The organism is Streptomyces sp. CNH287 (genome assembly GCF_000424825.1).
In genome coordinates, this window is the sequence record NZ_KE384251.1 from 308,660 (window position 1) to 324,520 (window position 15,861).

General features: G+C 70.4%; 16 protein-coding genes. 10 read left to right on the forward strand and 6 right to left on the reverse strand.

Annotated features, from left to right (window positions below):
- Nucleotides 1–694: 694 nt before the first annotated feature.
- Entirely contained in the window at nucleotides 695–829 is a 135-nt protein-coding gene (locus H299_RS40665) for a hypothetical protein (protein WP_486587414.1), read from the reverse strand.
- 64 nt (nucleotides 830–893) lie between these two features.
- The gene (locus H299_RS0125075; RefSeq protein WP_027750654.1) at nucleotides 894–1,349 is read right to left on the reverse strand and encodes an NUDIX domain-containing protein; all 456 of its coding nucleotides are present in this window, start codon (nucleotides 1,347–1,349) and stop codon (nucleotides 894–896) included.
- A gap of 266 nt (nucleotides 1,350–1,615) precedes the next feature.
- On the opposite strand from H299_RS0125075, the gene H299_RS0125080 reads away from it, so the two are divergent.
- From H299_RS0125080 to H299_RS0125090, 3 genes are all read left to right on the forward strand, one after another.
- Nucleotides 1,616–2,218 carry a TetR/AcrR family transcriptional regulator gene (locus H299_RS0125080; RefSeq protein ID WP_078513026.1) on the forward strand — a complete coding sequence of 201 codons (603 nt, stop codon included), beginning with the start codon at nucleotides 1,616–1,618 and terminating at the stop codon, nucleotides 2,216–2,218.
- A gap of 10 nt (nucleotides 2,219–2,228) precedes the next feature.
- Entirely contained in the window at nucleotides 2,229–2,594 is a 366-nt protein-coding gene (locus H299_RS0125085; RefSeq protein ID WP_027750656.1) for a VOC family protein, read from the forward strand.
- Between the two features lie 237 nt (nucleotides 2,595–2,831).
- Entirely contained in the window at nucleotides 2,832–3,512 is a 681-nt protein-coding gene (locus tag H299_RS0125090) for a hypothetical protein (RefSeq protein ID WP_158692384.1), read from the forward strand.
- Nucleotides 3,513–4,132: 620 nt separating this feature from the next.
- On the opposite strand, the gene H299_RS39730 is transcribed toward H299_RS0125090, so the two are convergent.
- The 3 genes from H299_RS39730 to H299_RS0125100 form a co-directional block, all read right to left on the reverse strand.
- A complete protein-coding gene (locus H299_RS39730; protein ID WP_158692385.1) occupies nucleotides 4,133–4,684 on the reverse strand; it encodes a hypothetical protein in 552 nt (183 codons plus the stop codon).
- A gap of 438 nt (nucleotides 4,685–5,122) precedes the next feature.
- The gene (locus tag H299_RS36160) at nucleotides 5,123–6,691 is read right to left on the reverse strand and encodes an MFS transporter (RefSeq protein WP_037760530.1); all 1,569 of its coding nucleotides are present in this window, start codon (nucleotides 6,689–6,691) and stop codon (nucleotides 5,123–5,125) included.
- Nucleotides 6,692–6,858: 167 nt separating this feature from the next.
- A complete protein-coding gene (locus H299_RS0125100) occupies nucleotides 6,859–7,254 on the reverse strand; it encodes a winged helix-turn-helix transcriptional regulator (RefSeq protein ID WP_027750658.1) in 396 nt (131 codons plus the stop codon).
- A 63-nt stretch (nucleotides 7,255–7,317) separates the two neighbouring features.
- Between H299_RS0125100 and H299_RS0125105 the strand changes: the two genes are divergently transcribed.
- From H299_RS0125105 to H299_RS0125135, 7 genes are all read left to right on the forward strand, one after another.
- Nucleotides 7,318–7,968, forward strand: coding sequence for a DsbA family oxidoreductase (locus tag H299_RS0125105; RefSeq protein ID WP_027750659.1), 651 nt, complete (start codon nucleotides 7,318–7,320; stop codon nucleotides 7,966–7,968).
- A gap of 168 nt (nucleotides 7,969–8,136) precedes the next feature.
- Complete coding sequence (locus tag H299_RS36165; RefSeq protein WP_051262819.1) at nucleotides 8,137–8,838, forward strand: hypothetical protein; 702 nt, start codon at nucleotides 8,137–8,139, stop codon at nucleotides 8,836–8,838.
- 155 nt (nucleotides 8,839–8,993) lie between these two features.
- Complete coding sequence (locus H299_RS0125115) at nucleotides 8,994–10,028, forward strand: trypsin-like peptidase domain-containing protein (RefSeq protein ID WP_027750660.1); 1,035 nt, start codon at nucleotides 8,994–8,996, stop codon at nucleotides 10,026–10,028.
- 37 nt (nucleotides 10,029–10,065) lie between these two features.
- The gene (locus H299_RS0125120; protein ID WP_027750661.1) at nucleotides 10,066–10,797 is read left to right on the forward strand and encodes a response regulator transcription factor; all 732 of its coding nucleotides are present in this window, start codon (nucleotides 10,066–10,068) and stop codon (nucleotides 10,795–10,797) included.
- Complete coding sequence (locus H299_RS0125125; RefSeq protein ID WP_027750662.1) at nucleotides 10,797–12,239, forward strand: sensor histidine kinase; 1,443 nt, start codon at nucleotides 10,797–10,799, stop codon at nucleotides 12,237–12,239. The genes H299_RS0125120 and H299_RS0125125 overlap by 1 nt, the downstream gene beginning before the upstream one ends.
- An 83-nt stretch (nucleotides 12,240–12,322) precedes the next feature.
- Nucleotides 12,323–12,847, forward strand: coding sequence for a hypothetical protein (locus H299_RS0125130; protein ID WP_027750663.1), 525 nt, complete (start codon nucleotides 12,323–12,325; stop codon nucleotides 12,845–12,847).
- A 138-nt stretch (nucleotides 12,848–12,985) separates the two neighbouring features.
- A complete protein-coding gene (locus H299_RS0125135) occupies nucleotides 12,986–13,606 on the forward strand; it encodes an NAD(P)H-dependent oxidoreductase (RefSeq protein ID WP_027750664.1) in 621 nt (206 codons plus the stop codon).
- Nucleotides 13,607–13,692: 86 nt separating this feature from the next.
- Here the strand turns inward: H299_RS0125135 and H299_RS0125140 are convergent, their stop codons facing one another.
- On the reverse strand, nucleotides 13,693–15,528 hold the full coding sequence (locus tag H299_RS0125140) for a bifunctional metallophosphatase/5'-nucleotidase (RefSeq protein WP_027750665.1): 1,836 nt from the start codon (nucleotides 15,526–15,528) through the stop codon (nucleotides 13,693–13,695).
- Nucleotides 15,529–15,861 lie beyond the last annotated feature (333 nt).

Sequence of the window (15,861 nt, forward strand, 5' to 3'; positions counted from 1 at the left end):
AAGCCATATCAGCCCTGCTCCCCGCGCACGCGGGGATGGACCTGGTGGCCGCTGTACCCGCTGGACACGCATTCCCTGCTCCCCGCGCACGCGGGGATGGACCCCGATCGGTTCGGCGACGAATCATCGACGGAAACTGCTCCCCGCGCACGCGGGGATGGACCCCACGTCGGTGCCGACGGCAAGCCATATCAGCCCTGCTCCCCGCGCACGCGGGGATGGACCTGGTGGCCGCTGTACCCGCTGGACACGCATTCCCTGCTCCCCGCGCACGCGGGGATGGACCCCGATCGGTTCGGCGACGAATCATCGACGGAAACTGCTCCCCGCGCACGCGGGGATGGACCCCGGGGTTCCGCACGTCCGCCGCCGCGAAGGCACTGCTCCCCGCGCACGCGGGGATGGACCCTTGGGTGAGTAGTTCGATCACGAGGTCAGGATCTGCTCCCCGCGTACGCGGGGATGGACCCACGACTCCTCCACCACCCCGGACACGGACGCGCTGCTCCCCGCGTACGCGGGGATGGGCCCTCACCGCCGCGCCGGACCCTTGAGGCGCACGACTGCTCCCCGCGCACGCGGGGATGACCCAACCCGTTGTCACGCTGCTCGCCCGCTGGCCTCATGAACTGACGGCCAGCGGCGGGGGTTTCGTCGTGTCCGAGGTCGGTCGGTGTCTGCGTAGGGCCATAGGTCAGCTCGCCAGGTCCACATCGGTGCGGCCGAGGTAGCCGGGGGCCATGAACGTCGCGCCGAACGTGCCGGGACCGGATCTCTGGTCCAGCCACAGGCGCAGTGCGGGCAGGTCGCCGCCGAGTATCGCGGTCAAGAGCACCGAGTGAAGTCCCTCCGCCTCCGGCTCGCCCATGCGGTCGGGGCGAGGACTTCGGGGGTCAGTCCGTCGGCTGTCCGAGGATCAGCGTGCGGTGTGAGGGCTGTAGGCCGTCGGGTAGGGAGTCGGGGGAGTGCCATGATGCCTCCAGGATTTCCAGCGGGTCGATCTTGAGGGTGCCTCCGGTGCAGAGCGCTTCGTAGGCGATCTCCACGCGGAGCTTGTAGCCGCTCTTGACGTGCACGAGCCTTCCGGGCTTGACGTCCAAGCCGGTCTCTTCCTTGACCTCGCGGACGATGGTCAGCGGGAACTCCTCGCCTTTGACCGCGTATCCGGTGGGGAGGCCCCAGGGCCGGTCCTGCGGCCACATGCGGTGCCGCAGGAGGAGCACGCGGCCTTCGTCGTCGCGGACGACACCGGTGACGCCGATCATGAACTTGGCGTGCGCCACCCAGAGGATGCGCCACTGGAGGGAGCCTGCCAGAGCCCGCCAGACGCGGGCGAGGAGCTGCTTCATGGGTGCCTGCCTTCGGTGGGTAGGCCGCTCACAATGGCGCATCGCGGGTAATCGTCCAAATGCGTACCGTGAGGCTTGATGGCCATAGTGGCGTAGGTCACGGTCCACTCGCGTGGCCGTAGCCGCGAGCCGCCGCGCGCCGGGCGTATGGGGGCCTCGGCAACGGGAGTTCACACTTCGCGTCGGCGATCACTTGACCGGAGTGAGCACGCACTCCGATACTTGTGTCCATGGCGACAACACCCGGTCGGCGAAGAGCGTCGGCGATGGATCCCGACAGCCGTCGAGAGATGATCGTTCGTGCTGCACTCCCTCTCGTGATCGACCACGGCATCGCGGTGACGACACGTCAGATCGCCCGGGCCGCAGGTATCGGGGAGGGCACCATCTTCCGCGTCTTCGCGGACAAGGAGGAACTCCTCGACGCGTGCGTGGCCGAGGCGCTCAGCCCGGCCAACGCCCTCGAAGAACTTGCCCTGGTGACCATGGATCAGCCGCTCGCCGTCCGGCTGACCGAGGCTGCCTCGGCACTGCGCGCCCACTTGGAACGGGTCGGCGCGGTGGTCGGCGCGCTGCACGCGACGGGCGGGCGGGGACGAAGTGGCCGTTCCGGCGGTTCCGGGCCTCCGCCTGATCGCGCGGCTGGTTCCCTGCCGGTGCGGGAGGCGCTGACCGAACTCTTCGAGCCTGAGCGGGAGTCGCTGCGGTTGGCTCCCGAGCAGGCAGCAATGATCTTCCTCGGGCTCCTGTTCGTCGGGGCCGGCGAGCAGCCGGCAGGAGGCGAGCCGACTGATCCGCCGCCCTTGGGAATGCGCGACCTCGTTGATGTCTTCCTGCACGGCGTCCTGTCCCGGCCAGCAGAGATCTGAGAGGCGAAGCATGTCCATCACGCTGAACCACACCATCGTTCCCGCCATCGACAACGGGGCGGCAGCGCGCTTCTTCGCCTCGGTCATGGGCCTGGACTATCGAGGTGCAGATCGCCATTTCGCGCCGGTGCGGGTCAACGATTCGCTGACGCTGGACTTCATGTCCGTCGAGAATCCGGTCGGCCATCACCTGGCCTTCGACGTGGACCCGTCGTCCTTCGACGGAATCCTCGCTCGGCTCCGCGCAGCCGAAGTGCCCTACGGCAACGATCCCAGCGAGCCCGACAACGGTCGGATCGACCACCCGCTGTGCCCTCGCGGCCTGTACTTCACCGATGACGCCGGAAACCTCTATGAGGTCATGTCTCCCAGGTAGCAGCCATGCGCACCTGCCACCGCACCGTCGCTTGTCGCCCGGTCACGGCCGGTCCGTGGTCGTGCCTGGCGGCGTCGCCTCCGAGGTCGTCGCGTCCCGGAACACCGGCTGGGCCGAGGTGCTCGAATCGGTCCTCCGTCCAAACCCAGGGCTCGTACCGCCTGGCGTCCGAGGACTCGGGCTCACGCACCCAAGGCCGTGCGCGATGAACTGGCGGTTGTACCTAGCCTGTTGACCGTGCTTTCGACTTGGGAACCCATTCGGGACTGGCCCGCCTTCCTGCGTGGAGGCGGGTTCTGGGTTTGGTACTACGCCAACCACATCTACGTCGACGAAGAGGACGTCGGTGAAGACCCCGTCGAAACGCTGCGGGAGCTCTTCGGTGAGGAGGAGCCGGGCGATCTGGTCCGGTTGCTGGGCCCTGGCCTGGGGCGGGGCGACGGAGCGCTGGGCAGCGCCCTGGATCTTCCGATGCCGGGCGGATTCACCTGGCGTCTCCAGTTCAAGGGCTGGCCTGTGGTGCATCACCACCTTGACCACCCGGAGTTGCCCCAGCCGGTGTGCCTCGGTTGGGACGACCCCCACCCGAGGCTCCCGGATCTGCCGTGGCACGAGATCCGCCCCCTGATCCTCCACCCGTTCGAGGGGCCGCAGCCCGCGCCTGTGCCGACGTGCTTCGTCCTGCCGCTGCTCATCCCCATGGTGACCTGGCAGCCCGACGAGGAGGACGAGTTGCGCGGGCTGCTGCGGGACGCCTGGACCCGGTCGGGGGTGCTGACGCCGGATCAGGTGCGGGAGGTATCCGACCGGTTCACCAGTTTCCCGGACGACGAGGCCCCTGCCGCGACCGGCGAGGTTCCGGTGGTCGCGGCCCCGCTGACGGAACTCTTCGGCGCGATCAGGGCGCACTGCCGGTAGGGGTTACGAGGTGTTACGCCCGGGGCGCCCTTCGGGCGTAACACCTCGTAACCCCCAGGGCGCGGCTCTTCCGTACTGTCGTGACGTCGACCCTGGGGGCGGTCGATGTCGAGGATGGCCCGAGTTCCTGGGCGATGGTCAGGGGTGTGTGTGATGTGGGCCTGCGGGGCAGTTGCCCGGGGTCTTCCATGTGCGCGTGGGGGTTTCCGCCCGCTTTGACAAGCATTCGCAGGCTTCGAGTGTGCTCTCGCCGACGCGGACGACCGCGTCGGCGAGCGGTGTGCGGCCGTGCTCGTCGGCCGCGTTGGGGGGCCGGCTCCCGCAGCGAGGAGGGCCTCGACGACGTCGGGCGTGATGTCGGGTCCGGGTAGGACGCGGAGGCTGGGGACGAAAGCCAGGTGCAGGGTGTGGCGTCGGAGTTCACGTGTGCGAGCTCGGGATGGTGCTGTTTCGAGTGGCGGTATGTCCAGGGGATAAATCCGGGACTCCATCAAACCGGGAACGGCTCACACCAGCGGTCCCGGCGGATCGTCTCGCGCTGGGAGGGCCCGGTCACGAATTGACGCCTTCGGGACGCCTCCGATCCCGCCGTCTTTGGTGGCGCGGGCGAATGATTTCGATCAGCCGGCCGATGTGCAGGTCGCCGCCCAATCGAGGCGGTGCGCTTCGAATGTCGGTTCGCGCAAGGCTTTGACAGCCGACGGACCGCTCACGTCAGCGATATGCTCACCCATCACATGAATCCACTGCACAGGTGGTGCCGGTTTGAGGATTTCCGAGGCGTACTGTGCGATGATTTTCGGTCGCCCTTTGATTTCCTTCACGAAGAGTTTCGAATCGTAGGCGCCAGTAGTTGTGACGCTTGCTCCACTCACGTATCCGGCGAAGAGATTTCCCCATTCGGGATGCTCGAATTCGGCAACAATAAACAGGACTCGGCGGGCTATCTGACCTGCGGTCTGTGCGTACTCTGCCAACTCCTCGGCAGAGTATCCAATCCTGCGTCCGATGACGGAGAACATGGGAGAATCAGGTGTTGAATGAAAGAAGCTCTCGCTGGTCCTTCGTCGCTCGTCCAGTACTTCGTCGAACTCTGTGCGTGACGCCAATCTTTCCGCGTATTCTGCGTCCAGGTAGGATTCGATAAATTCTGAACTGTACTCAAGATCCATTGTTCGTCGCCTCGCGTGTGATGGGTAGGGGGAATTGTCCGGGGTCGATCTTGTCATCGTCGGATGCGCGTCCTGGCGTTCGCAGTCCCGAACGTGCTCGACCACGACGGTCGGTACCTCCTCCAGCCGCGGGAGCCACCCCAGACGGGCACAGGACTTCAACATCACCAACAACGCCAACAGGTGGTGCGGCTGGTTGCGGGTGCGCTCGCGGGCCCACAGGGGGTGTCACACACGCGGACGAGTCATGATCGTATCGCCGCGCCGAGTCTCACACCGCGCGAGGTATGCCCGCGATCGTCCGGTGACTCTCCGTTGACGAACGGCCCCTTCCGTACGTACCTCCTCCGACCTCCCGGTAGGGCTGTCCGCAATCCCCGGTGGGCGCGCGGCGGCCCTGGTCCGGGCCGTCCAACGGCCCGGACCGAGACGGGAGTCTCATCGGTCAGCAGCCTCTGGAACAGGTGCTTCGCCGGACGCCGCGGGGTCGGCGGGGCCGCCCACTTTCCTGAGCAGCACGGTGGCCGTCACGGCCAGTGCGAGCATGAGGGGAACAGCGCCCATCGCTATCCAGGCGAGGCCCTGCGCGAAGGATTCCCGTGCCGCGTCCGTGAGTTGTGCACCGGTCTCCGCCGGCAGCCGCCCGGCGGCCTCAAGGGCGGCGGGCAGGTTGTCGGTGACGGATTCGCCGGCGGAAGTCAGCACCGCATCCGGCACCGAGTCGGTCATCCGGCTCTGGTACACCAGGTTGAGCACGCTGCCGAGTACCGCGATGCCAAGGGCGCCACCCAACTCCTGGGTGGTTTCCCCGACCGCCGCGGCCGACCCCGCCTGCTCGGGCGGCGCGGCATCGACGATCATCCCGATGCCGAGCGACGACACCGGCATCAGACCGGCGAAGAGCAGCGACGAGGCCGTGACGACCGTCCCGATGCCGGAGTCCGCGTCCACCTGGCTGAGTACGGCGAAGCCGACGGCGGCGATCACGAGACCCGCCCCGAAGACGTGGGCCTTACCCACCTGAGCCGCCACTCCCTGGGCCACGAACATCGCGAGAGTCCCGCTGATGACCATCGGCAGGCTCCACACCGCCGATTCCAGGGGGTCGAGGCCCACCACCATCTGGATGTACTGAGCGATGAGGAACTGGCTGCCCAGCATGAACACCACCGTCAGCGTCAGCGTGCCGAGCGAGACGCTGAAGCCCCGGTTCGCGAAGAGCTTCACGTCCAGCAGCGGGTCGCTGAGGCGGCGCTGCCGCACGACGAAGAGGGCACCGATCAGCAGGCCGACCGCGAGGGACAAGGACGGCGTCCACGCGAAGCCGTCCTTGGCGAACTCCTTCACCCCGATGACGACCAGCAGGATCGCCGCCAGTGACATCGCGGCGCTGGACAGGTCCAGGCGGCCGGCTTCGGGGTTGCGGACCTCCGGCAGCACCAGTGGCCCTGCCACCAGCAGGAACACCATGACGGGTACCGCCACCAGAAATACCGAGCCCCACCAGAAGACTTCGAGCAGCAGACCCCCGACGAGCGGGCCGATCGCTCCGCCCAGCATGAAGCTCGTCATCCACACGGTGATGGCGAAGCTGCGCTGCTTCGCGTCGCGGAACATGGCGCTGATCAGGGAGAGGGTCGAGGGGCCGAGTACGGCGCCCGCGAGGCCGAGGAGCGCCCGGGCCGCGATCAGTGTCTCCGGGGTGGGTGCGTAGGCGGCCAGAACCGAGGCGAGCCCGAAGGCCACGGCGCCGATCATCAGCATCCGGCGCCGGCCGATGCGGTCGCCGAGCGTGCCCATGGTGATCATGGCACCGGCGATGACGAAGCCGTAGACGTCGGTGATCCACAGCAGCTCCGCTCCGGAAGGATTCAGGTCCTTGCTCAGAGTCGGCAGCGCCAGATGAAGCACGCTCATGTCCATGATCACGAGCATCGCGGGCAGCGCCAGCGCCGCCAGCCCGATCCACTCACGCACTCCAGCGCGCGGGGCGATTTCCGTCTCCACCGAGGTCTCCTTTCCGGGCCACACGGCTCCGTGGAGACTTACCGTAGGTTCTGAGCTTTCGATTGGTAAGGGCTTACCCAGCGGTTAGCCCCGGGCCCGGGTGATAGCTCGCAGGTGGGGCCTCTTCAGGATCGTGAACGGCTGTCAGTCCGATGGCGGCGGAGGCTTTACGCGCCCTCGTCGTGGCGCTCACGGGCCGCGACGATGTCGCCGATCCGGTGACTGATCCACTCCACCAGGCCGCCCAGCGTCGTCGACAGTTCGCGCCCGAGGGGGGTGAGTGAGTACGTCACCTGGGGCGGCACGGTGGGCTCGACTTCGCGCGCGATCAAGCCGTCCCGCACGAACAGCCGGAGATTCTGGGACAGCATCTTCTCGCTGATGCCGCCGATCCGGTCCCGCAGCACGTAGAAGCGCATCGGCCCCTCCTGCAAGGAGGCGAGGATCAGGACTCCCCAGCGGCTGCTGACGTGATTCAGCACCGTCCGGGCCGGGCAGTCCGCCGTGAACGCGTCGCTCATTGCGGGGGCATCGCCCTCCTTGACCACAGGTTTTACGTTCATGCCTGGAGCTTACGTCAAGGTATGGCCTTACGAAAAGATAGCCCCGCGTTTACGGTGGTGCCCATGCACGCGATCACTGTGGAGATCTGGTCCGACGTCGTCTGCCCGTGGTGCTACATCGGCAAGCGCCGCTTCGAGGCCGCCCTGGCCCGGTTCGAGCACCGCGATTCCGTGACGGTCGTCTGGCGGAGCTTCGAACTGGACCCTGCTGGGCCCCGCGAGGGAGAACTGACGGTGCCTCAATGCATGCAGCGCGATCTCGGCATGACGGCCGCGCAGGCATCCGCAGGCCTCGCGATGGTCACTCGGCTCGCCTCCGAACTGGGGCTGGACTACCGGCTGGAGAACGCCGTACCGGTCAACACCTTCGACGTGCACCGCCTCATCCACTTCGGCGAGCACTGCTCGCTGGGCGAGCCGGTGCGCGAGAGGCTCCTGCGTGCGTACACCGCCGAGGGCGCCTACCTCGGCGACCGGCGCACGCTCGTCCGGCTCGGTGCCGAGGCCGCGCTGGACGCCGGGGAGGTGGACGCGCTGCTGGACGGCGACGAGTTCGGGGGCGACGTCCGCGCCGACCAGCGGCGTGCCGTCCGGCTCGGCGTCACCGGTGTGCCCAGCTTCTCCTTCAACGGGCGGCGGGCCGTCTCGGGGGCGCTCTCCGTCGCCGACGTCACCGGACACCTCAGGCGGAGCGCGATGCAGGCCGGGGCCTGACGCTCGACAACGGCGGGGTGCTGTGCCGTCGTTCCCGCCGGGCGTGTGTCAAATCCTTGGCCGGAAGGCTCAGGGCTCGCGCATCCTCCGTTGACTTCAACAATGGTTGTAGTTGTCTGCTGGTATGCGTCGCGGGAAGACGTGGCGCGGACCATTGGAGGGTTTGCCGTGATCGTTACCGAAGGACTCATACCGAACTCCCTGCCGGACGTGACCCGGCCCGACGCCGGGCACGTGCTGATGAGCCACTGGGACGTGCCGGACGGTGCCCAGCGGCAGCGGAAGGTGATGGACGGGACCATTCGCGCGTGGGAGCAGCACCCGCTGCCCGAGGGATTCCTCTCCCGGCTGGCCTACGCGGGCACCGACGGGAAGACGATCTTCAATTACGCCCAGTGGACCTCGGTCGAGGCGCACCGCGAGTTCGCGCAGAACCCGGCGAACCAGGAAGGCCTCACCCCGCAGATCGTCGCCGTGGCGGGGCATATCGGGACGCCGGGCAGCTACCAGCTCTACCGCAGCATGCGGGGGGCGGCGGGCGCGCCCCTGCCCGGTTGCATCGTGACCGTCGTCTTCGACACCGACGGGCCGGAGACGGCCCGCAAGCTCGTGGACACCCTGGTCGACCACTTCGGCGAGGAACAGCCGGGGCGCGACGACGGCGGCATCGCCTCGCACTTCCACATCCACAAGGACGGCACGCGGGTGGTCAACTACAGCGAGTGGACGACACCCGAGGCGCACGAGGAGATGTCGCGGGCGAAGCTGGGGGAGCGGAGCGAGGTCATGGAGATGATCGGGTCGATCAAGGGTGTGAGCCCGCAGGGACTCCGCCGCTTCCTGCCCTACCGGGGGATCGTCCGGGGCTGATGCCGCCCGGTTGCCGGTTGCTCGTCGTCGACTGCTGAGCGCGGGGCCGGCCGACGGGGCGGGTGCGTGCCGCCGTCCCGTCGGCCGGCCGGATTCATCGAGGGCTCTCAGAAGGCGTTCAGAGGATTCTCATAGAGCGGGCCCAGCCTGGACGCATGAGTGAATACGACGCGAATCGCCCGTACCCGGACCAGGGGCCGCACGCCCCCCAGGGACCGCCGACCCCGCCCCCCGCCGCTCCCGGCTGGCCGCCGCTCCCCGCGGCGCCTGCCGCGCCGTCCGCCGCGCAGCGGCGGCGCGTACGCGGGCCCCGTGCGCTGGTCGCCGCCGTGGCGGTCGCTGCGGCCGTGATCGGCGGTGGCGCGGGCGCGCTGATCAGTGAGGCCTACGACGGCGGCTCCGGCGGTTCCGGCGGCGCGGCCAGCAGTGCCGTGCCCGGGACGCAGACCTCCGCCGGGGGCGGCAGCGTCAGCGCGGTGGCCGAGAAGGTCGGCCCCAGCGTGGTGGAGATCCGCGCGGGCTCGGGCGAGGGTGAGGCCACCGGCTCCGGCGTGGTGATCACCGAGGACGGCGAGATCCTCACCAACAACCACGTGGTCTCCGGCGCCCAGAAGATCGAGGTCACCTTCAAGAACGGCAAGACCGCCGAGGCCGAGATCGTCGGCACCGACGCCGATCACGACATGGCGCTGATCAAGGCCGAGGGCGTGAGCGGCCTGACCCCCGCCACGCTCGGCGACTCCGACCAGGTGGGGGTCGGCGACGAGGTCGTCGCCTTCGGCTCCCCGGAGGGCCTGACCGGCACCGTGACCAGCGGCATCATCTCCTCCAAGGGCCGCGACGTGACCGTGCAGCGCGAGGAGGGCTCCCAGCCGGGGGACGCCGGAGGGGACGCGCCGGAGAACTGGCCGTTCCAGTTCGACGGCGGCGAGTACAACGGCGACGTCGGCTCGGACACCACCACCTACAAGGCCCTCCAGACCGACGCCTCCCTCAACCCCGGAAACTCCGGCGGCCCGCTGGTCGACATGCGCGGCCAGGTGATCGGCATCAACTCGGCCAACGGCGGCAGCGGCGGCGGTCAGGGCAGCAGCGCCGGTGGCGGCGGCAGCGTCGGGCTCGGCTTCGCCGTCCCGGTCAACGACGTGAAGCAGCTCCTGGGCGACCTGCGCGCCGGTGCCGGGCAGTAGCGCGGCTGAGGCGGCCTCAGCGGGCATGCTGGGGCGCATGACTGTGCTGATCGTCGACGACGAGCCCGCGGTACGGGAGGCGCTGCGCCGCAGCCTCGCCTTCGAGGGATACGAGACCGTCCTCGCCGTGGACGGCCTCGACGCCCTCGACCAGGCGGCGGCGTACGAGCCCGAGCTGATCATTCTCGACGTGCTGATGCCCCGGATGGACGGCCTCACCGCCGCCCGGCGGCTGCGCGCGGCGGGCGTACGGGTGCCAATCCTCATGCTGACCGCGCGCGACACCGTCGGCGACCGGGTGACCGGCCTGGACGCCGGCGCCGACGACTACCTCGTCAAGCCCTTCGAGCTGGACGAGCTGCTCGCCCGCATCCGCGCGCTGCTGCGCCGCAGCTCGTACGCCGCCGAGGCGGTCGGTGCCGCGACGGGCACGGGTACGGGCACGGGCGCGGTCGGCGGGCCGGGCGAGGCGCTGGCCTTCGCCGACCTGCGGATGGACCTGGTCACGCGCGAGGTGACGCGCGGAGACCGCGCGGTGGAGCTGACGCGCACCGAGTTCACCCTGCTGGAGATGTTCCTGACGCACCCCCGGCAGGTGCTCACCCGCGAGCAGATCCTCAAGGCCGTGTGGGGCTTCGACTTCGAGCCCTCCTCCAACTCGCTGGACGTGTACGTGATGTATCTGCGCCGCAAGACCGAGGCGGGCGGTGCGCCGCGACTGCTCCAGACGGTGCGCGGCGTCGGCTTCGTGCTGCGCGAGGCCGAGTAGTGTTCCGCCGCCTCAACGCGCTGCCCCTGCGCTCGCGGCTGGCGCTGCTGGTGGCGGCGGCCGTGGCGGTGGCGGTGGCCGCGTGCGCCATGGCGGCCTGGTTCCTGGTGCGGGCACAGCTGGTCTCCTCGCTGGACGACGCGCTGCGCGAGAACCAGGTGCCCGACGCGGTCCTCATCCGGCAGGTGGAGACGGGCCAGTGCACCTCCGTGCCCGCCGAGACGCGGCGGGCCGTACCGAATCCGTTCGACTCGACGGTGCAGCTCGTGGACCGCAACGGCACCAGCTGCATGGCCTTCGGCGAGCAGCCGCTGCCCGTCGCCGGCGCCGACGTGTCCGTGGCGCGGGGCGAGCGGGCGGAGGCGATCCACAGCGTACGGGCGTCGGACGGGGCCGAGTACCGGGTGCTGACCCGGCCGCTGCGCGGTACCGGCGCAGCGGTGACCGTCGCCCGCCCGCTGCACGAGGTGGACCGCTCGCTGGACACCCTCGCGCTGGTGCTGGGCCTGGTCGCGGCGGCCGGTGTGCTGGGTGCCGCCGGGGCGGGCGTCGCGCTGGCGCGCGCGGGGCTGCGGCCGGTGGACCGGCTGGCCGGGGTCGTGGAGCACGTCGCGCGTACCGAGGACCTCAGCGTGCGCATCCCGGCGGACGGCGACGACGAGATCGCCCGGCTGTCCCGCTCGTTCAACTCGATGACCGCCTCGCTCGCCGCCTCCCGCGCCATGCAGCAGCAGCTCATCGCGGACGCCGGGCACGAACTGCGCACCCCGCTCACCTCGATGCGCACGAACATAGACCTGCTGGTGCGCAGCGAGGAGACCGGACGGGAGCTGCCGCCGGGCGACCGCGCGGAGTTGATGGCCTCGGTGCGGGCGCAGATGGCGGAGCTGAGCGCGCTCATCGGCGACCTCCAGGAGCTGTCCAGGGCGGAGGGCGACGGCGGGGACCGGGGGCGGGTGCCGGTGGTCGCCCTGCACGAGATCGCCGAACGGGCCGTGGAGCGCGCCCGGTTGCGCCGTACGGGCATCACTGTGACGACCCGGCTCGCACCCTGGTACGTACGGGCGGAGCCGTCCGGGCTGGAGCGCGCGGTGCTCAACCTGCTGGACAACGCGGTGAAGTTCAGCCCGCCGGACGGCACGGTGAGCGTGTCGCTGGACGCCGGGACGCTGTGCGTCCGCGACCAGGGTCCGGGGGTGCCGTACGGGGAACTCCCGTACGTCTTCGACCGGTTCTGGCGTTCGCCGTCGGCGCGGAGCCTGCCCGGTTCGGGGCTGGGGCTGTCCATCGTGGCGCGGACGGTACGGGAGGCGGGCGGCCAGGTCGAGTTGCGGCCTGCGGGTGGCGGCGGTGAGGGCGGCGGCGGGACGGAGGCGCTGCTGCGGCTGCCGGGCGCGGCCTCGCCACCGCCGGGGGAGGAGCGCCAAGATCCCTCCGTCTAGGCGGAGTTGGCGAGCAAATCGTCTCCTGGCCGGTGCCCGGACGGGGCTGTCGGGCCCGGCCGTTGCAGGGCAGGATCGGGGGTATGGACCAGGGGGTTGCCGCGATATGGGCCGCGAGCGTGGCCGGGATCACCGGCGCGCTGGGGGCCTCGCTGGGGGCGTGGTACACGGCCCGCGCCGTGCGCGTGCCGGTGGTCGAGGGGGGCAGGCTGGAGCGGGCCCGCCGGGTGGAGGAGCACCGGCGGGAGATCTACGCCGCCTTCCGGGGGCAGCTGGCCGCCGCGCTGCTCGCCGTCGAGGAGCTGGAGCGGGTGGCCCGGGCGGCCGGCGGGGGAGCGCAGGGCGAGCAGCTGGAGGCGGGTGCGGCGTCCGCGCACGCCGCGCTCAACGTCGCGCTGGCGGGCACGTACGACGTGCGCTCCTGCGGGCCGGTGGTCGTGGTGGACCTGGCGAACGCGACCTGCATGGCGCTCAAGCGGGCGGCCGACGTGGCCCGTTCGGCGCACGCGAGGCCGGAGTGGGAGGAGGTGTGGCGGGAGGTGTCGATGGCCTACGCGATGTTCGCCGACGCGACGCGGCAGGTCGTGAACGACTTCGACAGCCTCTGAAGCGCGGTTGGTCTAGGCCGGCGCCGGGTGGGGCCCGGGGCGCGTCCGGTTGACTTGAACTCTACTTTAAGTTGCATTCTCGGGGCATCGCGCAAGCACCGCTCGACACGAGCGCGTACGCACCCGAGGAGAGTCCCCATGACCAGCACCGCCGACGCCCGCCCCGCCACCCGGCTCGCCGTCATCTACGGCAGCGTCCGGGAGGGCCGTTTCGGAACGATCGTCGGTGACTGGTTCACCGGCGTCGCCAGGCAGCACGGAGCCTTCGACGAGGTCGACGTCATCGACCTCGCCGACCATCCACTCCCCCTGGCCTTCCCCGCCTTCGGCGCCGAACCGCCCGCGTCGACCGCCCGGGTGGCGGACGGTCTCTCCGCACGCCTGGCCGCTGCCGACGCCTTCGTCGTCGTCACCCCCGAGTACAACCACAGCTACCCCGCGTCCCTGAAGAACGCGATCGACTGGTTCCACGAGGAGTGGCAGGCCAAACCGGTGGGTTTCGTGTCGTACGGGGCGATGAGCGGCGGTCTGCGGGCCGTCGAGCACCTGCGGCACGTCTTCGCCGAACTGCACGCGGTGAGCATCCGCAACGGGCTCACCTTCCCCAACGCGGGGGATCTCTTCGGCGCGGACGGCCTCCCTGCGGACGCGGAGGGCACCGGCGCGGCCACCAAGGAGATGCTCAACCAGCTGGAGTGGTGGGCCGACGCGCTGCGCACGGCCCGCGCGCGCAGCCCGTACGGCGCGTTCGCCGCCTGACCGGGGCGGGGCCGGGCCGGGCGGGGCCGGGCGGGGCCGGGCCGGGCACACCGTACGCCCCGCCCGTCCCCTCCCCGCCCCTCCCGTCAGCCGACGACCGTGATCCGGTCGGCGGCCGGAGCGTCCAGCGGCTTGGCCGCCGAGGAGTTGGCGGTCAGGTACGACTCCAGCGCCCCGAGGTCGTCCCCGCCGACGAGCGGGTCGGTGCCCTTGCCCAGCGTCGGGAGGCCGTCGCCGCCGCCCGCCAGGAAGCTGTTCATCGCGACCCGGTAGGTGGCGTCCGGGTCCAGCGGCTCGCCGTTCAGGCGTACCGACCCGGCGTCGATCCGGTCCGCGCCGGACTTGGTGAGGTCGAGCGTGTAGGTGAAGCCGTCGGACACCTGAAGGATCTTCGGCGACGCCTCGTTCGCCCCGCTGACCTGCTCGCGCAGCGCCTGGAGCAGCTGGGCGCCGGTCAGGCCGACGAGGTTGACGGTGTTCGAGAACGGCTGGACCGTGAAGCCCTCCGCGTACGTCACCACCCCGTCGCCCTCGTCCCCGGACGCGGCGTGCACCAGGTCGGCGCGGATGCCGCCGGGGTTCATCAGCGCCAGGTCGGCGCTCGGGTCCTGCTCTCTGGCGTGTGCCAGCTGCGCGTCCGCGATCAGGTCGCCGAGCGGCGTCTCGGGCGTGCCCGCGCCGCGCCCGCCGATGTCCTCGCTGATCCAGCCGATGGCCTTGCCCGCGACCGGGGCGGCCAGCTTGTTCCAGCGGTCGATGAGCCGGGTCAGGTCCGCGGCCCTGGGCTGGTCGCGGCGCACCACGTGGTGGGCGGCGGCCACCTTCGTGCGCACGATGTCCTTGGTGGCACGGTCGTAGGTGAGCGTCGTCTCGGTGAAGAGCTTGCCGAAGGAGGCGGCCGAGGTCACGGTGCGCGGGGTGCCGGAGGGGTCCGGGATGCTGCACGCGTACGCCTGGTGGGTGTGCCCGGTCACCAGCGCGTCCACCTTGGACGTGGTGGCCTTCGCGATCTCGGCCACCGGGCCGGAGATGCCGTCACCCGGGCCGGGGCTGTCGCAGTCGTAGTTGTACGCCGGGCTCGCCGGGGAGCCGCCCTCGTGGACGAGCGCGACGACCGCGTGCACGCCCTTGCGCTTGAGGACCTCGGCGTACTTGTCGAGCGTCTCGACCTCGTCGTGGAACTCCAGGCCCTTGACGCCGTCGGCGGAGACGATGTCCGGCGTGCCCTCCAGGGTGACGCCGACGAAGCCGATCTTCACGCCCCGGTGCTGCCAGATGTGGTAAGGCTCCAGGACCGGTTCGCCGGTCTTCTCGTCGGTGACGTTCGCGGCGAGATAGGGGTAGTCGGCGCCCGCGAACTTCCGGCCCTCGGTGTAGCAGCCGTCCTCGGGGTGGCAGCCGCCGTTCTGGAGGCGCTCCAGCTCCGCGCGCCCTTCGTCGAACTCGTGGTTGCCGACGGAGGTGACGTCCAGGCCCAGCCTGTTCATCGCCTCGACGGTCGGCTCGTCGTGGAAGAGCCCCGACAGCAGCGGGCTGGCGCCCACCAGATCGCCCGCCGCCGCCGTGACGGAGTAGCGCTCGCCCGCGCGGGCGTCGCGCAGGCTGGAGGCGAGGTACTCGGCGCCGCCCGCGTCCACCTGCTTCGTGGTGCCGTCCGGCTGGAGTTCGGTCACCTTGCCGGAGGAGCCCTGCGGGGGCTCCAGGTTTCCGTGGAAGTCGTTGAACGACAGCATCTGCACGTCGACCGTACGGCCGTGGCCGTGGCCCTTGCCGTGCGCCGGCGCGGCGGCGCGGCTGTCGGCGGCGCCGCTCTCGGCGCCCGCCGGGACCGCCGCGCCGAGCAGTGCGGCGGCGGTGACCAGCGTCGCGGCGGTGGCCGTCAAACGGCCCGTACGGCGTCTGCGTTGGGGTGTCGCGGTCATCAGTCCTGGGTCCCTCTCTGGGTCGGATGCGGAGGAGGCCGACGGCAACCTACAGTCAACGCGCGTAGCGCGGCAGGGGGGTGACGGTGAAGACCGGGCATCCGGCGGGTGCGCGTACGGCTGTGGCCGGTGCGGTGTACGGGCGTGGCGGGGCGAACTCGGGCGAGTTGTCGCCGACGACGCCGACCGGATCGCCGCGCTCATGGCGACGGCGGCGGCACCGGACGGCGCTGCTCCGGACCCACTCCTCCAGGCCCTGTCGTCACAATGTCGCTTGCTGTGCGGCGTCTGGCACGCGTCCCCTCGGCCCTTCGGGCCTGGGGAGGCCCCATG